At 38.7% G+C, this 21567-nt stretch carries 21 protein-coding genes and 2 pseudogenes; 11 read left to right on the top strand and 12 right to left on the bottom strand.

The annotated features are described in order from the left end of the window. Positions 1–4 precede the first annotated feature (4 nt). The 4 genes from ACT3S9_RS06005 to ltrA all read left to right on the top strand — a co-directional run bounded on the left by ACT3S9_RS06005 (position 5) and on the right by ltrA (position 4189). A complete protein-coding gene (locus ACT3S9_RS06005) occupies positions 5–841 on the top strand; it encodes a segregation and condensation protein A (RefSeq protein ID WP_441836029.1) in 837 nt (278 codons plus the stop codon). A gap of 140 nt (positions 842–981) precedes the next feature. After that, the gene (locus tag ACT3S9_RS06010) at positions 982–1536 is read left to right on the top strand and encodes a cytochrome b (protein ID WP_441836028.1); all 555 of its coding nucleotides are present in this window, start codon (positions 982–984) and stop codon (positions 1534–1536) included. A gap of 1 nt (position 1537) precedes the next feature. Next, the gene (locus ACT3S9_RS06015; RefSeq protein ID WP_441836027.1) at positions 1538–2116 is read left to right on the top strand and encodes a YceI family protein; all 579 of its coding nucleotides are present in this window, start codon (positions 1538–1540) and stop codon (positions 2114–2116) included. 798 nt (positions 2117–2914) lie between these two features. Next, the gene (gene ltrA / locus ACT3S9_RS06020) at positions 2915–4189 is read left to right on the top strand and encodes a group II intron reverse transcriptase/maturase (protein WP_086960535.1); all 1275 of its coding nucleotides are present in this window, start codon (positions 2915–2917) and stop codon (positions 4187–4189) included. Positions 4190–4613: 424 nt separating this feature from the next. On the opposite strand, the gene ACT3S9_RS06025 is transcribed toward ltrA, so the two are convergent. Beyond that, positions 4614–4781 carry a hypothetical protein gene (locus tag ACT3S9_RS06025; protein WP_441835015.1) on the bottom strand — a complete coding sequence of 56 codons (168 nt, stop codon included), beginning with the start codon at positions 4779–4781 and terminating at the stop codon, positions 4614–4616. A gap of 548 nt (positions 4782–5329) precedes the next feature. Here ACT3S9_RS06025 and icd point away from each other — a divergent pair. After that, entirely contained in the window at positions 5330–6604 is a 1275-nt protein-coding gene (icd, locus tag ACT3S9_RS06030) for an NADP-dependent isocitrate dehydrogenase (protein ID WP_441835014.1), read from the top strand. Between the two features lie 149 nt (positions 6605–6753). Here icd and ACT3S9_RS06035 read toward each other — a convergent pair whose 3' ends face one another. The 3 genes from ACT3S9_RS06035 to ACT3S9_RS06045 form a co-directional block, all read right to left on the bottom strand. Further along, complete coding sequence (locus ACT3S9_RS06035; RefSeq protein ID WP_441835016.1) at positions 6754–7197, bottom strand: hypothetical protein; 444 nt, start codon at positions 7195–7197, stop codon at positions 6754–6756. A 193-nt stretch (positions 7198–7390) separates the two neighbouring features. After that, a complete protein-coding gene (locus ACT3S9_RS06040) occupies positions 7391–8506 on the bottom strand; it encodes a GGDEF domain-containing protein (RefSeq protein WP_444750811.1) in 1116 nt (371 codons plus the stop codon). A gap of 212 nt (positions 8507–8718) precedes the next feature. Then, positions 8719–9618 (bottom strand): TIGR01777 family oxidoreductase, encoded by a 900-nt coding sequence (locus ACT3S9_RS06045; protein ID WP_441835012.1) that lies wholly within the window; start codon positions 9616–9618, stop codon positions 8719–8721. 185 nt (positions 9619–9803) lie between these two features. On the opposite strand from ACT3S9_RS06045, the gene ACT3S9_RS06050 reads away from it, so the two are divergent. Beyond that, positions 9804–10841: an AI-2E family transporter gene (locus tag ACT3S9_RS06050; protein WP_441835011.1), complete on the top strand. Its 1038-nt coding sequence runs from the start codon at positions 9804–9806 to the stop codon at positions 10839–10841. Positions 10842–11216: 375 nt separating this feature from the next. Here the strand turns inward: ACT3S9_RS06050 and ACT3S9_RS06055 are convergent. The 4 genes and pseudogenes from ACT3S9_RS06055 to ACT3S9_RS06070 form a co-directional block, all read right to left on the bottom strand. Then, positions 11217–12558 (bottom strand): annotated as a pseudogene (locus ACT3S9_RS06055) (ATP-binding protein). After that, on the bottom strand, positions 12552–13226 hold the full coding sequence (locus tag ACT3S9_RS06060) for a response regulator transcription factor (RefSeq protein WP_441835010.1): 675 nt from the start codon (positions 13224–13226) through the stop codon (positions 12552–12554). Before ACT3S9_RS06060 ends, ACT3S9_RS06055 begins: the two are co-directional and overlap by 7 nt. Before the next feature lie 4 nt (positions 13227–13230). Continuing rightward, on the bottom strand, positions 13231–13494 hold the full coding sequence (locus tag ACT3S9_RS06065; RefSeq protein WP_441835009.1) for a PepSY domain-containing protein: 264 nt from the start codon (positions 13492–13494) through the stop codon (positions 13231–13233). Positions 13495–13642: 148 nt separating this feature from the next. Beyond that, positions 13643–13945 carry a YciI family protein gene (locus ACT3S9_RS06070; protein ID WP_441835008.1) on the bottom strand — a complete coding sequence of 101 codons (303 nt, stop codon included), beginning with the start codon at positions 13943–13945 and terminating at the stop codon, positions 13643–13645. Between the two features lie 219 nt (positions 13946–14164). Between ACT3S9_RS06070 and ACT3S9_RS06075 the strand changes: the two genes are divergently transcribed. After that, positions 14165–15589 (top strand): sodium-dependent transporter, encoded by a 1425-nt coding sequence (locus ACT3S9_RS06075; RefSeq protein WP_441835007.1) that lies wholly within the window; start codon positions 14165–14167, stop codon positions 15587–15589. Between the two features lie 50 nt (positions 15590–15639). Here the strand turns inward: ACT3S9_RS06075 and ACT3S9_RS06080 are convergent, their stop codons facing one another. Next, complete coding sequence (locus ACT3S9_RS06080) at positions 15640–16278, bottom strand: CPBP family intramembrane glutamic endopeptidase (RefSeq protein ID WP_441835006.1); 639 nt, start codon at positions 16276–16278, stop codon at positions 15640–15642. A 59-nt stretch (positions 16279–16337) separates the two neighbouring features. Continuing rightward, positions 16338–16881, bottom strand: a pseudogene (locus ACT3S9_RS06085) (inner membrane-spanning protein YciB). A gap of 209 nt (positions 16882–17090) precedes the next feature. On the opposite strand from ACT3S9_RS06085, the gene ACT3S9_RS06090 reads away from it, so the two are divergent. Together ACT3S9_RS06090 and ACT3S9_RS06095 are read left to right on the top strand one after the other, a co-directional pair. Further along, entirely contained in the window at positions 17091–17360 is a 270-nt protein-coding gene (locus ACT3S9_RS06090; protein ID WP_441835005.1) for an HU family DNA-binding protein, read from the top strand. 96 nt (positions 17361–17456) lie between these two features. Beyond that, on the top strand, positions 17457–18866 hold the full coding sequence (locus ACT3S9_RS06095; protein WP_441835004.1) for a DEAD/DEAH box helicase: 1410 nt from the start codon (positions 17457–17459) through the stop codon (positions 18864–18866). Positions 18867–18937: 71 nt separating this feature from the next. Here the strand turns inward: ACT3S9_RS06095 and ACT3S9_RS06100 are convergent, their stop codons facing one another. Then, entirely contained in the window at positions 18938–19684 is a 747-nt protein-coding gene (locus tag ACT3S9_RS06100) for a DUF3307 domain-containing protein (RefSeq protein ID WP_441835003.1), read from the bottom strand. Continuing rightward, positions 19681–20310, bottom strand: coding sequence for a hypothetical protein (locus ACT3S9_RS06105; protein ID WP_441835002.1), 630 nt, complete (start codon positions 20308–20310; stop codon positions 19681–19683). Before ACT3S9_RS06105 ends, ACT3S9_RS06100 begins: the two co-directional genes overlap by 4 nt. Before the next feature lie 185 nt (positions 20311–20495). Between ACT3S9_RS06105 and ACT3S9_RS06110 the strand changes: the two genes are divergently transcribed. Together ACT3S9_RS06110 and ACT3S9_RS06115 are read left to right on the top strand one after the other, a co-directional pair. Continuing rightward, a complete protein-coding gene (locus tag ACT3S9_RS06110) occupies positions 20496–21008 on the top strand; it encodes a LabA-like NYN domain-containing protein (RefSeq protein ID WP_441835001.1) in 513 nt (170 codons plus the stop codon). A 129-nt stretch (positions 21009–21137) separates the two neighbouring features. Next, on the top strand, positions 21138–21566 hold the full coding sequence (locus ACT3S9_RS06115) for a hypothetical protein (protein WP_441835000.1): 429 nt from the start codon (positions 21138–21140) through the stop codon (positions 21564–21566). Position 21567 lies beyond the last annotated feature (1 nt).

The raw sequence follows: 21567 nt of genomic DNA on the forward strand, positions 1-21567 counted from the left end.
TTTAATGTCGCAGAGCAACAATGAAGCAACAACGTTAAATGAGCCAGTACAGCAAAAGCTGCCACTGGCTTTTTTGCATGGTAAAGCGGTTATAGATAAGCCTGAAGACTTATATATTCCACCTGATGCTCTTAAAGTGATCCTCGAAACTTTTGAAGGCCCGCTTGATTTATTACTTTATCTAATTAAAAAGCACAGACTGGATATTTTAGAGCTGTCTATTTTTAGCATTACCGAGCAATATATGGGTTATGTCGAACTGATGACCGAGTTTCAGCTAGAACTCGCTGGTGAGTATTTAGTGATGGCCGCTTTACTTGCACAAATTAAGTCGCGATTGTTGTTACCAAAACATGAAGAGCTTGAAGAAGAGGAGGACCCTCGTGCAGAGCTTATCCGGCGACTACAAGAGTACGAACAATTTAAAAAAGCGGCAGAAAATCTCGACGAAATTCCTCGTGTAGGACGCGATATTCAATTAGCGAAAGCACAAATGCCAGAGCAAAGTGAGCAAGCTCAGATATTACCCGATGTAGAGCTCAAAGACTTACTAGTGGCACTTAGTGATGTTATGGCAAGAGCTAAAACTTTTGAGCATCATCAAATAACTGCAGAAGCGCTTTCTACTCGTGAACGCATGAGTTTAATATTACAAAAGCTTTCACAAACGGGTTCGCAACTGCCATTTAGTGAGTTATTTACTTTTAATGAAGGACGCAGCGGTGTAGTTGTAAGTTTTGTTGCTATGCTTGAGCTGATCAAAGAAAACCTGGTTAGTTGTTTTCAAACCGAGCCGGGCAGTCAACTGTATGTAAATTTAGTTGAGCATGAAAGTGATTAGGCTTATTAAACTTTAACTGTTTAGCTTTAGGTTAGTGAAATACTTTGTGTTTATATGCACATAAGTTGTTTGTTAAATGCTATTTTATTTTCATTGGGCACGCGATATTGTTGTTTTAATGATGTTTAGGATTAATGAAGATGTTTAAAAATACGCGCACTGGTTATGGCTGGGTAGCAATTACCTTGCATTGGCTAATGGCTGTCATGGTGGTTGGCTTATTCGGCCTTGGCTTATATATGGTTGAACTTACTTATTATGACAGTTGGTATCGTGGTTCGATGGATTTACATAAAAGTATTGGTATCACCCTAGTAATATTACTGATATTTAGATTTTTTTGGCGGGTACTGGGCACTAACCCAGAACCGGTTTCAGGTGGCAGTACTAGGCTCAATAAAGTAGCAAAGACGGCACATGTCTTATTATATATTTTACTGTGTATTATAGTTGTAGCAGGTTACATGATTTCTACTGCTGATGGTCGCTCGATTGAAGTATTCAGCTTATTTAGTATTCCAGCAATTGACTTTAGCATTGCAGAGCAGGCAGATATTGCTGGTGAATTTCATTATTATACGGCCTGTACGCTAATTGGTTTAGTGCTTTTACATGCGTTTGGGGCGTTTAAACACCATTTTATTGATAAAGATAAAACCTTAGTTCGAATGATCAAACCTATAAAGGAAGATTAAAATGAAAAAGTTATTAGTTTCTGCTGCTGTTGCAGCTACATTATTTGGTGCAAGCGCGGCGCAGGCTGCTGATTATGTTATTGATACAAAAGGTGCTCATGCCTTTGTTAACTTTAAAATTAAGCATTTAGGTTATAGCTGGTTACATGGCCGTTTTAATACCTTTGATGGTGAGTTTAGCTATGATGCAAAAAAACCTGATGCATCACAAATAGTAGTAAATATTGATACTAAAAGTATTGATTCAAACCATGCTGAGCGTGATAAACATTTACGTGGCGATGACTTTTTAAATGTAGATAAATTTCCTAAAGCATCATTTAAAAGTACTTCAATTAAATTTGAAGATGACGGTGAAGAGGCTGATGTGACCGGCGAGTTTACTTTACATGGTGTTACAAAAACGATTACCTTTGAAATTGAAAAAATCGGTGAAGGTAAAGATCCATGGGGAGGGACCCGTGTCGGCTTTGAGGGGGAAACAAGTTTAAAACTCGCTGATTACGATATTGATTATGATTTAGGCCCAGCTTCAACGCATGTAGATATTGGACTATTTATTGAAGGGATACGTAAATAAGAGTCTATAAATAGATAATTAGATTTTATATCAAAAGCCACACATACATTGTGTGGCTTTTTGTTTGCCCAGCGAAGCTGGCAAACCCGATAGGCTGAAAGATGCCTTATCACCCTGACTAAGGGGAAGATAATCTGAATGGCAAGGGCGTCACTGGCCAACGGTGGGGTCTGAAGGAAGCCATAAGAAGTTAGAGGTACACAACTAACCGTAACCTGTTTCGGCAGTATTGGTGGGTCAGCGTGCAAAATAGCGCAACGCCCTATACTTAGTCAGACCAATACTGTGCTTGAGGGTGGGATTTCTAACAGGGAGCCAGTGCAGTAACTGGGGAAGCCTGGCATCTAAACTTAATGAGAGTAAGTGGCCTAAATTCAAGGTGAAAGCCAAGATTTAGTGTCGGTGTGAGGTGGCAGATGAACCCGTAGTAGTGAGTAAGGCTAGGCCGATGAAAGCCAGTAATGGTGTGGAGGGGAAAACCAAGCCGACCATCAACATTATGTTTGATGGGGTCAACTTTAGCCAAAAGCTTTAATTGATTGCGAAGGGGGGAAGTATTCTTTAAGCGTATGAAAGACGGGAACTTTTGTTTATCGGCTCACAAGTATTTCGACGGAAATAGCCAAAATATGACGGCCAAACAGGAATGTAGACGCTGAGAATTGAAGGGCGAGCAATGGAGTAATGACTGACCACTTAGGCAGATTGCCAAAAAAGGCTAGCACACCTAATGTCATCATGAAGAATCAGCGATAAGTAGAGTGACACGAGCAGACATACCGCAAGCAAAGGCAGAAAATGACAGTTTACTACAGCTTGTACGGACAATTATTAGACATTAATAACCTGTACAAGGGATTCAAAAAAGTGAAAGCAGCTAAAGGAGCGGCCGGAATAGATAGGCAGACCGTAGGCGCATTCGCCCTGAATTTAGAAGCAAACTTAAAACAACTGCAACTTGAGCTGCAAACCAAGCAATATAGGGCACAACCTGTCAAACGGGTGGAAATACCCAAAGATGATGGCGGTGTCAGAATGCTAGGTATCCCCGCAGTTCGAGACCGAATAGTGCAACAAACACTATTGAACATACTCCAACCGATATTCGACATCGACTTTCACCCATCGAGTTATGGGTATAGGCCGAAACGAAGCTGTCATGACGCTATCAGTAAAGCAAGTGTATTTATCCGTAAATACCATCGCGACTGGGTCGTAGACATGGATTTGTCGAAGTGTTTTGACCTGCTTGATCATGCTTTGATAATTAGGAGTGTTAGACGCAAAGTGACGGACGGTAGTATTTTAAAACTGATTAATCAGTTCTTAAAAAGCGGAGTAATGATAGGTGAACACTGGGAGGCTAGTACGATAGGAAGCCCACAAGGTGGCGTAATTAGCCCGTTATTGGCCAATATCTACCTAGATGCTTTCGATCAAGAAATGAAAAAGCGTAATCACCGAATAGTGAGGTATGCAGATGATATCTTGATTTTGTGCAGCACAGAAAAAGCAGCGCAAGAAGCACTTAAGGCATCCACCCAGATACTAGAGCGAGACTTGAAATTAACCGTGAACCAAAATAAAACCCATATTGCTCATAGCAGCAAAGGAGTGAAGTTTTTGGGAGTAGAGATAGGTAGCCAGTGGACACGGATACAAGCATCAAAACTCATCGGGTTTAAACAAAAAGTGAAGCAATTAACAAAACGTAACGGCGGCATAAATTTAGCAGAAGTAATAAAACGGCTAAATCCAGTTGTGCGCGGTTTTGTAAATTATTTTAGTATAGCCAATTGTAAACGAGAGCTAAAAGCCTTGGCAGGTTGGATCAGACGAAGACTAAGGGCAATACAGCTGAGGTTGTGGAAGAAGCCATCAAGGCTACATCGACGACTAAAACAGTTAGGAAAAAAGCCACCGTTTAAGTTCATTAAGATGAACTCGTGGCGTAACTCACTAAGCCCTTTATCTTGTGTATCGATGCCAAACCAATGGTTTGAGGAGCTTGGTTTATATCCAATAGAAAAAGTGAATACGGGATGGCTTGCTTTATCGGCGTTTAGGAAATAAGTTGATAAAATGTGAAGGGTACAGGAGCCGTATACGAGGTCCGTACGTACGGTTCTGTGAGAGGGATGAGGCATAAGCCTCACCCTACTCGATTGTAGCTCAGTTGGGTAATGAACACGTAATGACTGTGTTTAATCTCGTTTAAGTTGCTTAGCAAGCGCTTCGGGAATCGCAAAAGGAGATGATAAACCTATGGTTGAAAACTCTTTGCTAAAAACAATGTGGTCTTTTGTTGTTTGTTTTTATAAAGCGAAAACATAAATTAATGCTTAAACTGATTGGAAAGCTCGTAAGCAAGTAGGACTTGGAAAAGTTGTGTTAAAGCTATAATGACTCATAAATTCAGTGTGGCAGAAAACCGAGGATTAAAAAGCAAACCGCCAGCAAGTAGCTGGCGAATTATTATATGATGAGATAAATCAACTTAATTTGATTTTAGCCATTTAACAAATAGGCGTGCATCACTTGCTTTACTAAATAAGGCATTTTTTAAGCCTTGCGTATCAGAAAATATAACACGTTGTTTATTTACTGAAATTGATTGCACTGGATGGGCAATCTGGATCATCGATCCGTTATAACTATAAGACATAATAAAACTCACTTTTTTCTTGTTATCAATTATGTTGCCATTACTTTTGTGGCGCTAATACATAATTAGATGACCGTGTTGTGTTTAGCTTCATTACAGTGTTGACGATCTTTATGACATTTATGCGACTATATATAAAAAATATATGTCGTAGTCTGAGTTGGGGTTCTCGCCGTTACAATAATTTAGCTTTAGATATACGTTTGTGCGGGCTTACTGGATCAGGGTAAAGAGGTTAACCGCGAGGTTTTTTAAAACCAAGCAAGTACTATAATTGTAATTCATAAAATAAGCAAGGTTTTTATTCTTGCTTTGATAAAATAAATGATGCTTTATTTTGGCCTTATTTATCAATAGTTGATAAACCTTCAATACTTTGTACATTTTTAATAAGTAGGCTGGCTTAAACAGTTAATATAGGGAGTTTAACATTAAGTTCGGATATGTATTTATACGTTGAATAGCAAGTATAGCGGGATACACAAAGACAAATTAGCACAGCCATGCTTTAATAAATCTCATGTCAAATAAAGTGGGTTTTATCAGTCATGCAATATCAACATATCACTATACCGCCAAAAGGCGAAGCAATCACTATCGACGATAATGGGCAATGGTCTATTCCGTTAGAGCCTATTATTGCTTATATAGAAGGGGATGGTGTGGGGGAGGATATCACCCCTATGATGCTAAAAGTGGTTAATGCGGCTGTTTTAACCTGCTATCAAACTTCGCGTAAAATCCATTGGATGCAAATATATAATGGTGAAAAAGCGGCACAATTATATGACGGTGATTGGTTTCCTCAAGAAACTATTCATGCTGTTAGGCAGTTCAAAATTGCTATAAAAGGACCGTTAACGACACCGGTAGGTGGCGGTTTTCGTTCTTTAAATGTAGCGCTTCGCCAAGAGATGGATTTGTTTGTGAATATGCGTCCTATTAGAGGATATGCAAACTTACCTTCGCCACTTAAAAAACCTGAAAATACTAATATTGTAGTCTTTCGTGACAGCTCGGAAGATATTTACTCCGGTGTTGAATGGCAGGCGGGAAGTGTTGAGGCTGAAAAAGTATTGGATTTTTTGTGTCATGATATGGGAGTCACACGGCTACGTTTTGATACTCAATGTGGCATTGGCATTAAAAATATTTCTAAAGAAGGTGCTTCGCGGCTAATGCGCTACGCGCTTAACTACTCACTCAAACATAAAAGTGACTCATTAACCTTAGTACATAAAGGTAATGTATTAAAATTTACTGATGGAGCATTTAAACGCTGGGGCTTTGAAGTTGCTAAAACCGAATTCGGGGCAGTTGAGCATGCGAATGGGCGATGGCTGCAAATAGCAAGAGAAGGTCAAGATCCGCTGATAATAAAAGAAGTCATTGCTGATAATATGCTACAACAAGCGCTTATGACACCAGAGCATTTTGATGTTGTGGTAACAACAAATCAAAATGGTGATTATTTAGCGGATATGCTTACCGCGCAAGTGGGTGGCATAGGTATATTACCTGCGGCTAACTTAAATCAAGAAGTTGCTTTTTTTGAGCCAACTCATGGTACTTTTTCACGCATAGCGGGAGAAAATATGGCGAATCCCAGTAGCAGTATTTTAAGTGCTGTGATGATGTTACGCTTTATGGGTTGGCACGATGCTGCAGACTGTATTGAGTGTGCGTTAGAGCAAACATTAGAGGCGGGTGAGTTGACTTTTGATTTACACGAAAACCAGGCAAGCTTGGAAAATGATCACCCGAAAGTTTTTAGCTGTAGCGAATTTGCAGATAAAATTATTGAACGCTTACAAACTCCATAACTAGAGACGATTTACTTTAACCTTCACGGGACTAAGCAAGGAGCATGAACTGGAAGCTGTAGTTTTGCTCTATTTTTACTTAGCCCATAAGGTTAAAACTTCGCACTGCGATTAAATCATCTCTAGTTTGAAAGTCCTCAAAGGTCACTCTAGGCTGCATTTGTATTTAATTTTTCGCGGTATACGTTTTCACGTTGACATAACTGTGCTGCACGTTGATATATCGCTTGTGCGCCTGGTTCGTCATTAAATGTACCGCTTAAAGTATCAATTAGGCTTACTACAATAATAGCCGGAACTTGGCAGCAGTATTCATCTAGAACTGCGTCCGTAGTTTGTGCATCAACATGACACAATGGATGCTTTTTCTCAGATTGATAAGCATAAAGTAGTGCCTGTGCATCTAGAGTGTCATTATTTTGATGTTTGTTCTTACGGCATTGGCAACCAAATTCGTCAACCAAAGTTGCTAGCGTTTGATACACGTCATCGCAAGCAATTTTATCTGATTTACACAGTTGCTCCTCGATAAACGTATGTAGTTTCCCATAAATGAATAAACCATCTTGTTGTGTGAAGTGTGTAGTTGGCATCATAATCGCCTCTTCTGTCTGTTGGTAAAGTTATAAGTATTAAACTGAATAATTGGTACAGCTTCACTCTAGCTCGCTAGATACTATTTATGAAATTGTTGCTTTCAATAATAGATATTAATTTAATCAATAAAGTTAAAATTAGTAGTAGAAATACAAATTTAAGTATAGAAAAAACATCTGGCAGAGGTAATTATAATTGGATGAGTAAACTTTTTTCGTCTTGGATAACTACTTTGTCACGACCGGTCTTTTTGGCAATGTATAGACAACGATCGGCACTTTTCAGCAATTCATTAATGCTTAGAGTGCCATCTTGGGAGCAGCTCACTCCAACACTGATAGAGAGGTGTATCTTAAAGTGTTGGCAGTGTAGAGGGAGTTTTCGAATACATTCGTGAAGCTTTTCAGCATTTTGTTTTGCTTCGATAAGCGTGTGGTTAGGTAAAATAATAGCGAACTCTTCTCCGCCAATACGCGCGCAAACCCCAATATCAGAGAATAGCGCTTTTATATGTTGAGAAATCCATTGTATAGCCGAGTCGCCAATACTATGTCCGTACTTATCGTTGACACTTTTAAAGTAATCAATATCTACCATGATCATGCTTATTGGCTTGTTATGTTTTATCACCTCTTGACGCAATTCTTCTCCTTTTATAAATAAACCACGGCGGTTTAATAACGTACTTAATAAATCTTGGTTGGCTAAATCTCGAAGTTTAGCTTCATCATCAGCAAACATAATAAAAGGCAGTAGAAATGAGCAGACAGTGGTTAGGATCAAGTGATTAATTAAAATAGTATTAAGTGTTTGAGAACTAACAGGGGGGGTGTAACCATAAATGTTGAGTAGCAGCAAAGCCCCTTGGTAGAGCATTATAAAGCCATGGCTGATAAAGCAAGCGGTGAGGATTTTTTGATGAATAGCTACATTACTTTGCAACTTATGAATGAGATATGCTGAATATAAAAATAAAAAACCAATAATAAGGCTGGTAACAAGTTGTCCAGCGGGGTGAGTATATATGGGTATCAGAGTTATCGCACTGATACCAAATAAAGCTAACATTGGCTGTTGAGCGTTTTTTTTACTCGGCGATATTCTTTCAATGCCTGTGGTGACAAGTATGGGGGATGCAATTATAGCTAAGCTAGCAAGGTAATGAGTTATAAATGGGCTATCAATTACAATACGTAAACTAGTTAGTATTTCTGCACTTGCAAACAGCGCACAGGCTGTAGCGAAGCATAAATAGTATGATTGTTTTTTATAATGATAAGCTGTAAAAAAAAAGCAGCTGATCAATATATTAAGCAGTAAAGATATCCCTATAACTGTTGGTAAATGTAGCATTTGCTATCTCTTGCTGCTCAGTATTGCATTGTATAGTTCAATAATTTTAACTTACTTTAGTGCTATTCACCAGTTGGTAAATAGCAAGTTAGTATTGGTTTTAACTAAGTCAAAATGTGAGCATAGTATTGGCATACTAATTTAACAGTTTAATTATACTTAACTCATTGTTTATTAATAATGTTATTGAGAGCCTCTGGTAAATCAGGGTATCTAAAATTGTATCCATGGTTGAGTTGTTTAGTTGGTTTTACATATTGCCCATAAATGAGTAATTCAGCCATTTCTCCCATTGTGAGATTCAAAAACCATACTGGTACAGTGAGTTTAACGGGGCGATTCAGTACTTTACCTAGCTGGTGGCTAAATTCTTTATTGCTAACTGGGTTTGGCGACGTCGCATTAATAATACCGTCTAGAGCTTCATTTTCTATTACAAAGTTAATAAGTGCCACCATATCGTCAATATGCACCCATGACATACCTTGGTTGCCATCGCCAATAGCTCCACCTAGAGCAAACTTAAACGCAGGCTGCATCTTGCTTAAAGCACCTTGGTGTTTATCAAGTACAATACCGGTTCGTAATAGACATACACGGGTATTACTTGATTGAGCTTGTTGTGCCGCTTGCTCCCACTTTAGACAAAGCTGGTGGCTAAATTCATCATGAACGTCTGTGTAACTTTCATCGATAGCGCGAGTTGATTGTCGTCCATAATAACCGATTGCGCTGCCTGAAATAAACACAGAAGGAGGGGTTTCAGCTTGATTTATTGCGCAACTAAGCTGTTTAGTTAACTTTATACGGCTGTTGCTAATTAATGCCTTTTGTTTATCAGTCCAACGTTTATTGGCTATGGGCTCACCGGCCAAATTAATCACACAATCAAGAGCATTAAAATCAATATCATTCACTTTACTCACGACCTTAATGTCTGTCCCTAATATTTGTTGAGCTTTAGATGGTGTGCGTGTGAGTACATAGATCTGATGTTGCGACTTTAAAAGCCCGCAAAGGTGCTTCCCAATAAGTCCTGTTCCGCCAGTGATTAAAACATTCATTAGTGATCCTACTTAAATTGGCTGATTATTTAACTATACAATACTTATACGAAGAGTTGATGAATATGATCACAATGCTCTTTTGCTTTGCGCGCGGATCTCAAATATATAGGGATAGTAAACGTTTTATTTTATTGGGAATTCACATACACTTAGTAAAGTTTTTGGTTAATAAGGATAAGAGCTTGTCAGGTTTAACAGGAGTTAATAGAAGTTTAGTTATATTTGCGACGTTAGTGATTGTATTAGCGGGCATTAAATCGGCGAGTATGATTATAGTTCCATTTGTTTTGGCTGCATTTATTGCCATAATTTGTAATCCTTTATTGCAGTTTTTTGGTCGCTACCGTATTCCAAGAGGGATAGCCATCATATTAGTTATATTGATGATGGTCGGTATTGGTATTAGTTTAGGTAGTTTAGTAGGGCAGTCACTGAATGACTTTTCTAAGCAGTTGCCAGAGTACAAAGAAAAGCTGCAAACTGAATTTGTGTGGTTGGTTGATATTGCAGCAGGATATAATATCATCGTCAACAAAGAGCAACTTCTTGCAATGTTTGATCCCGGTAAAATAGTTGATTTAGCTACTGATATGCTCACCGGTCTTGGCGGTGTAATGGCTAATTTATTTTTGATTATTCTAACCGTTGTATTCATGTTATTTGAAGGGCCAACACTTGGCCATAAAATACACATAGCACTGGATGATCCTGATAGTAAAATGCAGCAAATTAACCGCTTTTTAAATTCTATTAATTCATACCTTGCCATTAAAACTTTAGTTAGCGTAGGCACTGGTATTTTTGCTAGTTTTTTATTGTGGATACTTAATGTTGATTACTTTGTGCTGTGGGGAGTTATCGCTTTTATGCTTAACTATATACCCAATATTGGCTCTATGATCGCGGCGATACCACCGATGTTGCTTGCACTAGTTACGCAAGGGCCCTTAAGCGCGGGGCTAGTCGGAGCTGGATATATGGTGATCAACACTGTGATGGGCAATATTGTTGAGCCTAAGTTTATGGGTAAGGGTTTAGGGTTATCAACATTGGTGGTATTTTCATCATTAATTTTTTGGGGGTGGTTGCTCGGTGCAGTTGGCATGCTGTTGTCGGTTCCTTTGACCATGATTGTTAAGATTGGTCTTGAAACGAGCCAAGAAGGGCGTTGGCTTGCAATTCTGTTAGGTAACGGTGAAGAAATACAGCAGTCTAAATAGCCTCTTGTAATAACTCAATATGTTGTTCTAACATAATTATCTCATACGGCTTATAAGTAGCTTTGGTGGCGTTTGGCATTTTATGCAAGTAACGTCACCGACAGCCTCCCTCTAAAAACTGGCTTTGACTAATTAAGCTACGTTTAAAAATAGGTAATAACTGACTGTTGCCAGTTTCTGTTCAAGTTTATTTAAATCTAAGGTTAACTTATTGATCCACATTGTTTGGTTGCACTATAAGGCTGCAATCTTCTCAATTAAACAACCTATATAGTTTTTTACTCCTGGGGGGCGCTATCTTTTGGTATACATTCATTAGCTTTAGCGTAGCTTAAAGTATTTAGCCATAACAATGGAGTACTACACAGTAATGCTTTATTTTTTGTTATGGTAATTTAAACTCTAAGCTAAATAACGCACCAGCTAACTGTTCGCTATCACTAATAGTTAGGCTTCCATGATAAGATTTTACTAAATCAGACACGATCGCCATTCCCACACCGTGACCACTTTCATAGGTATCCAAACGTGTGCCTCTGGTTAGTAATGAGTCACGCTTATCTTCAGGTACACCAGGGCCATCATCATTAATATTTATAACGAGCTTTTTGTTTTTTTGTATTACATTAATACTGACCTGTGAGCGACATGCTTTACAAGCATTATCGATAAGATTACCAAGTAGCTCCATTAAGTCGGTTTTATCACCTAAAAAGAAGGCTTTCTCACTTACTTGGCAATCAAAAATGATATCTTTATCACGATAAACTTTGTTCATAGCGCTTAAAATAGAGTCAAGTAGAGGTTTGATAATTGTTTGCTTTTTCCAGGTGTCAGATGCGCCCGTAGCAGCACGCTTGAGCTGATGCTCGATCATCACATTAATGCGATCTAATTGTTCTTGTGCATCGATATCGTTAGCAAGGGGACTTGATTTTAATACAGCTAGTGGGGTTTTTAATGCATGAGCAAGATCACTTAATGAAGCACGATACCGCTCTTTTTGTCTTTGCTGTGATTCAAGTAATAAGTTTAAGTCAGCTTTTATTGTCTGTAACTCTACAGGGTACAGACCTTTTATTTGTTGGTTGTCACCAGATTCAATTGCTTTAATTTCTTTATCAAGACGCTGTAAAGGCCGAGCACTCCAGATAAATCCAATAGCAATAAGTGCTGCAATGGCAAAACCCATAACAAACATCCAGTTTACGAGTGTTCGTCTAAAGCCGTCCATTAACCTTAACAAGGCGTCGTTTCGCTTTAGTAAAATAAACCGTGCTTGTTCAGACTGATTTATATTATTCAAAATCACCGTAAAGCTAAGCTGCCAGTATATGGTGTCTTTATACGATACACGGCGAAAGTCAGCAGAGCCAGCGCGAGGTTCTACGTACTCTGGCACAATATTAACGTTAACAGCTGATTCAGAGTGCCAAACCGCTTGTTTATCGCGGTATATCATTGCGTAAGTGTCGGAGTTGAGTCTATTAAGTTCTGGCGCCAAAATAGTACTTGGCATGACAATCCCACGCTCTGTAAAATCAACTTCAGAAATCAGTGAGTAAAGGTGCGCTTCGAGGGTTTTTTCAGTGGCTTCAACCAGTGAAGCGTAATAGGCTTTTCCGATTGAAAAAAACAGAATAGGTAAAGCAACTAATAAAACAAAGACAAGGATAAATCCTTGCCTTACTTTTAACGGAATTTGCGATACTACCACTGGCTTTTAAGCCTGTAACCACGGCCACGTAATGTTTCAACCGGGTTAAGTATGCCTTCTGGATCAAGTTTTTTACGTAAGCGTAGTACAAATACTTCAATTACATTTGAGTCTAAGTCAAAGTCCTGGTCATAAATATGCTCAGTTAATTCTGATTTAGAAATCACTTTTTGCGGATTAACCATTAAATACTCAAGTACTTTGTACTCGTAAGCCGTTAAGCTTAGTTCTTTATCATCCACCCATACTTGCTGCGAACGAGTGTGAATCTTTATTGGTCCTGCGGTCATTTCAGGGTTTGCTTTGCCGGCGCTTCTACGAATAAGTGCATTACAGCGAGCAATAAGTTCTTCAACATGGAATGGTTTGGTTAGGTAATCGTCAGCACCAGCATCGAGACCTTCAACTTTATCTTGCCAGCGGTCACGTGCAGTAAGTATTAAAATCGGGATAGTAACCCCTTGCGCACGAGCTTTATTAATTAGCTCAATACCGTCAACTTTAGGCAACCCTAAATCTACAACAGCCATATCGAGCGGGTATTCAGTAATATGAAACAAACCAGCTTCGCCATCGTGACATAAGTCAACACTATAGCGTTCTTTTTCAAGGGCATTGCGCAGGTTATCTGCTAAGTGTAAATCATCTTCAATTACTAAAATTCGCATTAATTTAATCCTTTTTCACTTTGCCGGTTTTTTTGTTTATATGGACATCAATAACATGTCCATCGGTCTTTAAAATTCGTACGGTATAAACGTTGGTTTGTTCAGTAATTTTTAGGGTTTTGCCATGCTGGCTTCCTTTGGCAAGCTCAACAGCTTGTTTTTTACTTACTTCAGCTTTTTGTACTGATTGATTAGCGTATACATTATTTAAAGCTGTGCTTAAAAATAAAATGCTAGTCGCTATGCTGAGTGTAAATAATATACGCATAATGAAAAAACTCCTAAACCTGACACTACTAATAGTTTAATGAACCTGTTAGCTAAAACTCAAGTAAAAGCTACCAATAACATAATTCACTTAAACTAAATGTTAATTAATCTCTAGTGAACAAGCCCTTAATAGCATCTTGGAGGACTTAATTAGGGAACACTTTTTTATAAGGTTTGACGACTGAGTTGTCGTACACACAAGCGCTGATGTAAGGGTCTTGACCAGCCCATTCACGAGCAGCCTCGAGTGAGTCAAATTCAGCAATCACTAAAGAACCTGTAAATCCGGCTTCACCAGGGTCATTACTATCTACCGCTGGTAATGGCCCCGCAGTGAGTAATCGTCCTTGTTGATCAAGCTCTTGTAAACGAGCCAAGTGAGCAGGGCGAGCACTTTGTCGTGCAGCAAGACTATTAGGCACGTCAGTTGAATAAATGGCATATAACATTGTTTTAATCTCTTACAGTTTTTTTGATGGTAGCACAGCTATGACTTTTATACCCAAACCCCATTGAAATACTGAGCTCTTCACCTTGAAGTCGCTTGGATATAGGTGCCGATATAAATTTACACTATGTATTATGCCTTTAACTTATAATGCTTGAAAAGCTTAGCGCAACACTGATAAAGTCGAGTCGATAAAAGAAAATAATAAAAAGGTTTTTAAATGAGCGATAAACGCGAGCATTTTAGCTCCCGCCTCGGATTTATTCTAGCAGCAGCAGGTTCTGCAGTTGGGATTGGTAATTTAGTTGGTTTCCCTGTTTCTGCAACAAAAAATGGGGGAGGAGCATTTTTACTCGTCTATGCATTGTTTGTTATTTTTATTTGCTTACCGGTGATGATTGCTGAAATGGCGATGGGACGTAAAGCACAAAAAGATCCTTTTGGTTCATATAAAAGCTTGTCTAATAATGATTCTAAATGGAGCATTGCTGGATTTTTAGCCGTTCTTACTCCGTTTATGATTGCGGTTTTTTATATGGTGATCACTGTTTGGATTTTTGGTTACCTAAGCCAAGTCGTGATAGGTAATTTAGATGCGTTATCGAGACCTGAGCATTTCGACACGTTTATTAATAGTTATACCGTGTTTGGTTACATGGCAGTGGTAGTGCTGATTGTTAACTTGATTTTAGTTGGCGGTGTAAAGCGAGGAATAGAAAAGGCGGCAAAGTTTATGATGCCGGCGTTGTTTGCTTTACTCATTGCATTAGTCGCGTATGTTTTAACGCTTGATAATGCCGCTGCGGGTGTGACGTATTATATTATACCTGACTTTTCTAAAATGGACGCCAGTGTACTTAATGGTGCGCTAGCACAAGCCTTTTTCTCTTTGTCATTGGGAATGGGTATTTTAATTACTTATGCGTCATACATTTCAAAGAAAGAAGATATTGTAGGCAGTGCTAAGGTTGTTGCATTTACCGATTCACTGGTCGCTTTCATTGCGGGTCTTATGGTATTGCCTGCTATTTTTAGTTTTAACCCAGATACTAATCCTGCTAATTTATCAGAGTCGTCAGTGTCAATGATTTTTGTTTACTTACCGAAAATCTTACTTGCTCTGCAAGCTGATATTGGTTACATCGGCGCGTCAATTGTAGCTTTCGTATTCTTTTTATTAGTCTTTTTTGCCGCTATTACTTCATTGGTCTCTATTGTTGAAGTACCCACTGCGACATTAAGCGATCGTAGAGGTATTAGTCGTAAAAAAGCATTAGTCATTTTAAGCTTAGCGACGGGTGTTTTAACTGTTTTATGTACGATGTCGTTTGGTATGGTGGAGAGTTTAACGTCGTTTACTAGCTATGGTGGGAATAGTAAAAGTGTATTCGATATTGTGTACGACGTATTTTACGATACTATTTTACCGCTTAACGGCCTAATGGTGTGTCTATTTGTTATGTACCGCTGGAAAAAGGCGAACCTCAGCGAAGAGCTTAGTCAAGGCCGCCCAAGTTATATTGGTAGTTTTAGTGAAAAGTATATTAACTTTTCACTATCGACCTTTATTCCTGTTGTTTTAGTGTTGATTTTTGTAAACACTGTGGCAACTAAGTTTTTTGGTTTAAGCATCTTCGGTTTTTAGGCGTCAATTTAGCTGAGTCATGCTCTGTATGGTTCAGCTACTTTAATACTTCAAAGTGCACCAGAATCTAGGTATTTCCCTAACCCTAAAGTAAACATCCACAAGCCCCATAAACTATGTTCAATTACGCACACGAAGGTTGAACGACTTTGTGCGTAAGTATATGAAAAAAGTAAGCCCCCTAAAAAAGCTAAAATAACCGCCACAACATTAGCATATACAATATGAGCTAAAGCAAAAACGCTGGCACTGATAACAATGCGAACAGTTTTACTTGGCATAATTCGTTTATAGCGATGAAAAAAGTAGGTGCGAAAAATCAACTCTTGCGGCAGTACAGATAATAACGGATAAAGCAGCAATAATAATAGCCAGTCATAAAATGAGTTACGTGGAAGACTAAACCAATTTCCTTGGTTAATAACGGCGTAAAAAACCCCAGAAAATAACGCCCCCAAAAATAAAAAACTAAATAACCGACGTTTAACCGCAGAGAACTCACCTAAACTGGTGAGCCGAAAGCGTTTAAAGTGTGGATCGCTTAGTAGCAACCAGCAACACACGCTCATTATTATAATAAGTGCGGGGATCAGCCAATTTGTCAGGTAACTGCTAAAAGTAAAGCCAAGTATTGGTAGCAGTATAAAAATAAAGATAAATTCAAACCAGCGGTATTGATTGGCGTTCAAGGTTGTCTCAGGTTGATTTTTAATTCACCATAACAAGTTAAGGCGACATTTTTATGACATTACTTGGACGGGTTTTTTTTATCCGATGTGGCAGTCTTTTCATCGTCAGGTACGTATTTAAACAGCACCATAATGGTAATAAAAATACATACAAACGTAACTCCCATTAAGCCAAATACTTTAATGTTAACCCAAAAATTTAGTGAAAAATTATAGGCTATGTAAGGTTTAACAACGCGATAGCTGCAAAAATAGCAATCCATAGTAAATTTAGTTTCCCCCATAAAGGTGCGGGAACTTGCACCTGAGATTGCTTTTTTGATGCGTTAATTAAAACAGTACTGAGTGATTTTTTGACGAGACTTTTCCCTGCCAATAGCAGCTTACTAACAAGCTGTTCGATAATCCTGTGTAGATTATGGTGGCTTTGAGTTTTACAAATTGATCGTCATGAAAAACTAATGTAAGTGTTCCAAGCACGGCAGCAATACCAAAAAAGACCCAGTGGCGAGTAGATACTTTTTTATGTTTAACATCGTAGTACAGCACTTACATAAACGTGGTTGTCATCAATAAGGCGGTTGCCTAATAGATATCGACCAGTTTACATACCGCAAAAAATTAAATTAGTGGAATGTATTCAATTAATGCCTGCCTAAAGTTCAAGAGGGTTTAACAAGTAATTGCTCAATTTACAAGGTTGACTTACTGGCTTGTAAGCCTTAGCCTGCGTGACTTTTAGTTGGCTACTTAAGTAATTATCACTTTCTACGCTGAACTCATCATCAGTTCGCGAGCATTTCGGAGCATTTATGAATAAGTCACAATTAATTAGTACCATGGCAAGGCACAGTGAATTAACAAAGAAAGACTCAAAAGCCGCATTGACATCGTTATTAAAAAGCATTCAAAAATCATTAAGTGAAGGCGACCAAGTACAAGTTAATGGCTTTGGCACTTTTTCGTTGAGTTATCATCCTGCGAGATCGGGGCGTAACCCGCAAACAGGCGAAACGATAGAAATAGAGGGCGCTAACAAGCCGGTATTTAAAGCGGCAAAAGCATTAAAAGACAGTTTATAAGAAAAACCACGTAAGAAAATATTATCATGCATTATTTCGTGTGATCGGTATAATGCGCGCTTGGCCACTTCGGCCGTGCAATTATTGAGAGAGAATATGAGTTTTGATGGGTTAGGTTTATCACAGTCTTTAGTTAATGCGGTTTTAGAAAAGGGCTATGAAACGCCAACGCCAATCCAGGCTCAAGCTATTCCAGCTATTATTGACGGTCGCGATGTTATGGCTGCTGCGCAAACAGGTACAGGTAAAACTGCAGGGTTTACTTTGCCTCTTATTGAGCGTCTATCTAAAGGGCCAAAAGCCAAAGGCAATCAAGTGCGTGCGCTTATTTTAACGCCAACACGTGAGCTGGCATTACAAGTAAGCGAAAATGTTGAAGAGTATGCAAAGCATTCAAATGTTAGCTCATTTGTGGTTTATGGCGGGGTAAAAATAAACCCACAAATGGCGCGTTTGCGCAAAGGCGTAGATATTTTAGTGGCTACCCCTGGACGCTTGATTGACTTACATAATCAAAACGCGATTAAGTTTGATAATTTAGAAGTGTTGGTGCTTGACGAAGCCGACCGCATGCTTGATATGGGTTTTATTCATGATATTAAACGTATCATCACTAAATTACCGCCGGTACGCCAAAATTTAATGTTCTCGGCGACATTTTCTGATGAAATTCGTAGTCTTGCAAAAGGACTTATCAACTCCCCCATTGAAATTTCTGTCGCTGCTAAAAACACCACAGCTAAAAGTGTTACACAATCAGTTTACGCGGTTGATAAACCCCGTAAAACAGCCTTGTTAAGCCATTTAATACGTAGTAATAATTGGCAGCAAGTGTTGGTGTTTAGCCGTACTAAGCATGGCGCTAATCGCTTAGTAAAACAGCTTGAGCGTGATGATATTGTTGGCGCTGCTATTCACGGTAACAAATCGCAAGGTGCACGTGTAAAAGCGCTAGATGGTTTTAAAAGTGGTGAAGTGCGCGTATTAGTTGCAACAGATATTGTTGCCCGTGGTTTGGATATTGTTGAATTGCCACATGTCGTAAACTACGACCTACCTAATATTTATGAAGATTATGTACATCGTATCGGCCGTACTGGTCGTGCAGGTGCAAGTGGGCACGCAATTTCACTCGTAACAGTTGATGATGCCGCCGATTTATACGGTATTGAGCGATTTATTGGCGAGCTTATTCCGCGTGCTTCTGAGCCTGGGTTTGAACCAACACAAGGTGTACCAGAGCGCGAGCTCGATGCTAGACCAATCAAACCGAAAAAGCCAAAAAAAGCCAAACAACCATTTTCAAAGCCTAAATCAGATTCCAAAAAGTCTAACAATGGTGGTAATGGTACAGGGCCTCGTCGTGGTGGCTCAGGTAAAAAGGCTGATGCGAATAAACACGATGCTGACAACGCGCAAACCCCGTGGTCAAAACGCCAATCAGTTGGTAAGGCTAACCAGCGCCGTCGTCGCCCAAGTAATGCTGGCTCAGAAGGTAATAACTAAACTAGCTACTTTTTAACGACACTAAAAAAACGCGTCAATTGACGCGTTTTTTTGTATCTATATCACTTTATTTAATTTTTAGCTAAATAGCTTACAGCCAGTCCTATAAATAACGTTACAGTGACACTTAATAATGTGCCTAACATCACATATTCAGTAAGTTTTTTGTCTTTACTGGCGCTTAAGTCACCAAATCTAAAAACTGACTTAGCTGCTAATAAAAACCCGACACCGGCAAATTGGTCGAGTAAAATAAAGCTCAACATCAGCACACGCTCTAGCATGCCTATACTTTGCCCTGCTGCGGGTAAACTGCCGGTAGTGCTAAACCCTGATGTTATCCGCTCTAGCATCATACGGATAAATACGGCACTAGGATTAAGTATTAATAAGTAGCCACATAGCACCCATAAAGTGTTTGGTGCTAAAAACAACTGCCCTATATGAGTAAAAAGTTCAGTGTTGTCAGTTAACCAAACTGTGACTAATAATAAAATTAGACAGTGTGCCAGTTGGTCAAGTATGAAGGGTATAACCCCCTTGTTTGAATAGGATTTTGCAAGGTCGATAAAGTAATGGGTGATCATTATAATCAGGCTTGCATAGGCAATTCGAATACAGTCTTGCCAACCATAATAATACTCCCAACCCGCGATGATTACTGCACTAGTTAGACCATGCACTAACACATGTAAATAAAGCTTATGTGCCCTAAAATGCTGCGTGTTACGATTATTAACCCAGCCCATCGGTTGCCAATAAAAATCAGCTAAAATATGGCCTATAAATAAGGCAACAAGTAATAAAGTAAATGTCATGCAGAGGCGCCCTTAATATATTCGCGGAGCGTGTATTCTGCGTAAGTTAAAAAGCTTTCAATTAACTGGTAGTGAGCAAGATTAAGTAGTTTAGTGACATTTTCTCGACTAGTTTTAAGTTGTTTGGCCAGTTCACTATGTAGCTTGTTTTCAGCTGTTAAATACACAAATAAGGCATTGGCTTGCTTTTGACTCATTTTACTTAGTAACACTTCAACAAAGGCAATATTTAACTTTAAACCAGGGTTAACTTGTTGCTTAGCAATATTGAGCACCAACCGTTTTGAATTCATTTCATCTAAATGTTGGCCAGATAAAGTAAAAGCAGAGCCAGTCGCGGTTTTTATATCGGCTCGGGCGTTATCAATATTACCCATTGCTAAGCTTTGTCTAACCTCATAGCCTGCTGCTTTTATTTGTAAATAAAGCAGTAGTGCTACAGTACAGAGGTGTTCACTTTGATTAAGTTGTAATTGGAATTCGTCTCCTCGGTAAAGGTTACTTTTTGCATCAAAACGCTGATCAATATTGCGCAGGCTTTGATCAAGCTGATATAGCATGGCATCGTATTGTTGTTTGGGAATACTCTGTGATTTGATCACATCGCCTGTTATAACTGCAATCATAGTTTTACCTAGTTTTAAGTAATCGTATTAAGTTACACTTATACATGTAACTAAATACGGTTACAAGTTGATATGTAACTAATTTAGGTTACAAAGAATAAAAAATCAAGCCGGGTAACTATGTTAAAGTAGTTGAAAGTGAATTTAACGCTTTAATTTAGGCTCTTAAAAGGAACAACAAAGTAATGCCAGCGAACCCAGCAATTGACAGCCAGCCGCTTAATAAGCCTCGAGTTGGTATTTTTGTCGATGTACAAAATATTTATTATACCTGCCGTGAAACCTACGGTAAAAACTTTGACTACAACGCTTTTTGGGCCAAAGTAAGCGCAGAAAACCAAATTGAATGTGCATTCGCGTATGCTATTTATCGCGGAGATGAAAAGCAAAGCCAGTTTCAAAATATTTTGCGTGCAATAGGCTTTGAAGTGAAGCTCAAGCCTTTTATACAGCGCCGTGATGGCAGTGCGAAAGGGGATTGGGATGTCGGTATTACCATTGATATGCTAGAGCAGGGTAAAAAGTTAGATAAAGTGATTTTACTCTCAGGTGATGGAGATTTTGCTTTATTACTTGGTCATTTGCAGCATGAGTATAATGTTCCTGGCGAGGTATACGGAGCGGATAGGCTCACTGCCGATGCGCTTAAACAAAGCGCAGCGCAATTTCACTGTATTGACGATTCATTGTTATTGTAAAATAGCAATGCAAATAAAACTTAACTCAATGTTAATTTTATTTGACATTGTTAATGTGTGTTTCTATAGTTTCTATGTTAGTTATTTTTAACATTAAGTCCGAAATACTTTGCACTAGAGGCCACAATAATGAGTTACACACAAAAAACACGGTTATTAGAAGCCGGTATAACGTTAATAGTGCTGTTTAATTATTTACAAGCTGTATTATCAATGAGCCCTGAAGCGCAGATGGATCCAACACTTGCGAGCGGTTTAATTATAAAATTGGTTATCCAAACGCTAGTAATGCTTGTTGTTATGCATAGTATTTTAGCTGCTTTTAATTCTAAATATGCTAAGCAGCTCAAAGATGAGCGTGAGCAAGCAATAGCGTTAAAGGCTAAAAGTGTGAGCTTGTTTATTTTACAACTCGGCGTTGTAAATACTGTTTTTGCTATATTGGTTGACTCAGTGTACCCAATACCAATGAGCCCGGTGCATCAGTTAGTTATAGCTGCATTATTGAGTGAAGTGATTGGCGCTGCTGTAGAAACATGGTTATTGCATAGAGGTTAAA

The organism is Pseudoalteromonas sp. AOP31-A2-14 (genome assembly GCF_052378035.1).
Classification (GTDB): domain Bacteria; phylum Pseudomonadota; class Gammaproteobacteria; order Enterobacterales; family Alteromonadaceae; genus Pseudoalteromonas.

What these genes read in the sequence shown, in the direction of transcription:
- ACT3S9_RS06005 (WP_441836029.1), top strand. Translation starts at nt 5, where the DNA reads ATGTCGCAGAGCAACAATGAAGCAACAACGTTAAATGAGCCAGTACAG.
- ACT3S9_RS06010 (WP_441836028.1), top strand. Translation starts at nt 982, where the DNA reads ATGTTTAAAAATACGCGCACTGGTTATGGCTGGGTAGCAATTACCTTG.
- ACT3S9_RS06015 (WP_441836027.1), top strand. Translation starts at nt 1,538, where the DNA reads ATGAAAAAGTTATTAGTTTCTGCTGCTGTTGCAGCTACATTATTTGGT.
- ltrA (WP_086960535.1), top strand. Translation starts at nt 2,915, where the DNA reads ATGACAGTTTACTACAGCTTGTACGGACAATTATTAGACATTAATAAC.
- ACT3S9_RS06025 (WP_441835015.1), bottom strand. Translation starts at nt 4,781, where the DNA reads ATGTCTTATAGTTATAACGGATCGATGATCCAGATTGCCCATCCAGTG.
- icd (WP_441835014.1), top strand. Translation starts at nt 5,330, where the DNA reads ATGCAATATCAACATATCACTATACCGCCAAAAGGCGAAGCAATCACT.
- ACT3S9_RS06035 (WP_441835016.1), bottom strand. Translation starts at nt 7,197, where the DNA reads ATGCCAACTACACACTTCACACAACAAGATGGTTTATTCATTTATGGG.
- ACT3S9_RS06045 (WP_441835012.1), bottom strand. Translation starts at nt 9,618, where the DNA reads ATGAATGTTTTAATCACTGGCGGAACAGGACTTATTGGGAAGCACCTT.
- ACT3S9_RS06060 (WP_441835010.1), bottom strand. Translation starts at nt 13,226, where the DNA reads ATGCGAATTTTAGTAATTGAAGATGATTTACACTTAGCAGATAACCTG.
- ACT3S9_RS06065 (WP_441835009.1), bottom strand. Translation starts at nt 13,494, where the DNA reads ATGCGTATATTATTTACACTCAGCATAGCGACTAGCATTTTATTTTTA.
- ACT3S9_RS06070 (WP_441835008.1), bottom strand. Translation starts at nt 13,945, where the DNA reads ATGTTATATGCCATTTATTCAACTGACGTGCCTAATAGTCTTGCTGCA.
- ACT3S9_RS06075 (WP_441835007.1), top strand. Translation starts at nt 14,165, where the DNA reads ATGAGCGATAAACGCGAGCATTTTAGCTCCCGCCTCGGATTTATTCTA.
- ACT3S9_RS06090 (WP_441835005.1), top strand. Translation starts at nt 17,091, where the DNA reads ATGAATAAGTCACAATTAATTAGTACCATGGCAAGGCACAGTGAATTA.
- ACT3S9_RS06095 (WP_441835004.1), top strand. Translation starts at nt 17,457, where the DNA reads ATGAGTTTTGATGGGTTAGGTTTATCACAGTCTTTAGTTAATGCGGTT.
- ACT3S9_RS06100 (WP_441835003.1), bottom strand. Translation starts at nt 19,684, where the DNA reads ATGACATTTACTTTATTACTTGTTGCCTTATTTATAGGCCATATTTTA.
- ACT3S9_RS06105 (WP_441835002.1), bottom strand. Translation starts at nt 20,310, where the DNA reads ATGATTGCAGTTATAACAGGCGATGTGATCAAATCACAGAGTATTCCC.
- ACT3S9_RS06110 (WP_441835001.1), top strand. Translation starts at nt 20,496, where the DNA reads ATGCCAGCGAACCCAGCAATTGACAGCCAGCCGCTTAATAAGCCTCGA.
- ACT3S9_RS06115 (WP_441835000.1), top strand. Translation starts at nt 21,138, where the DNA reads ATGAGTTACACACAAAAAACACGGTTATTAGAAGCCGGTATAACGTTA.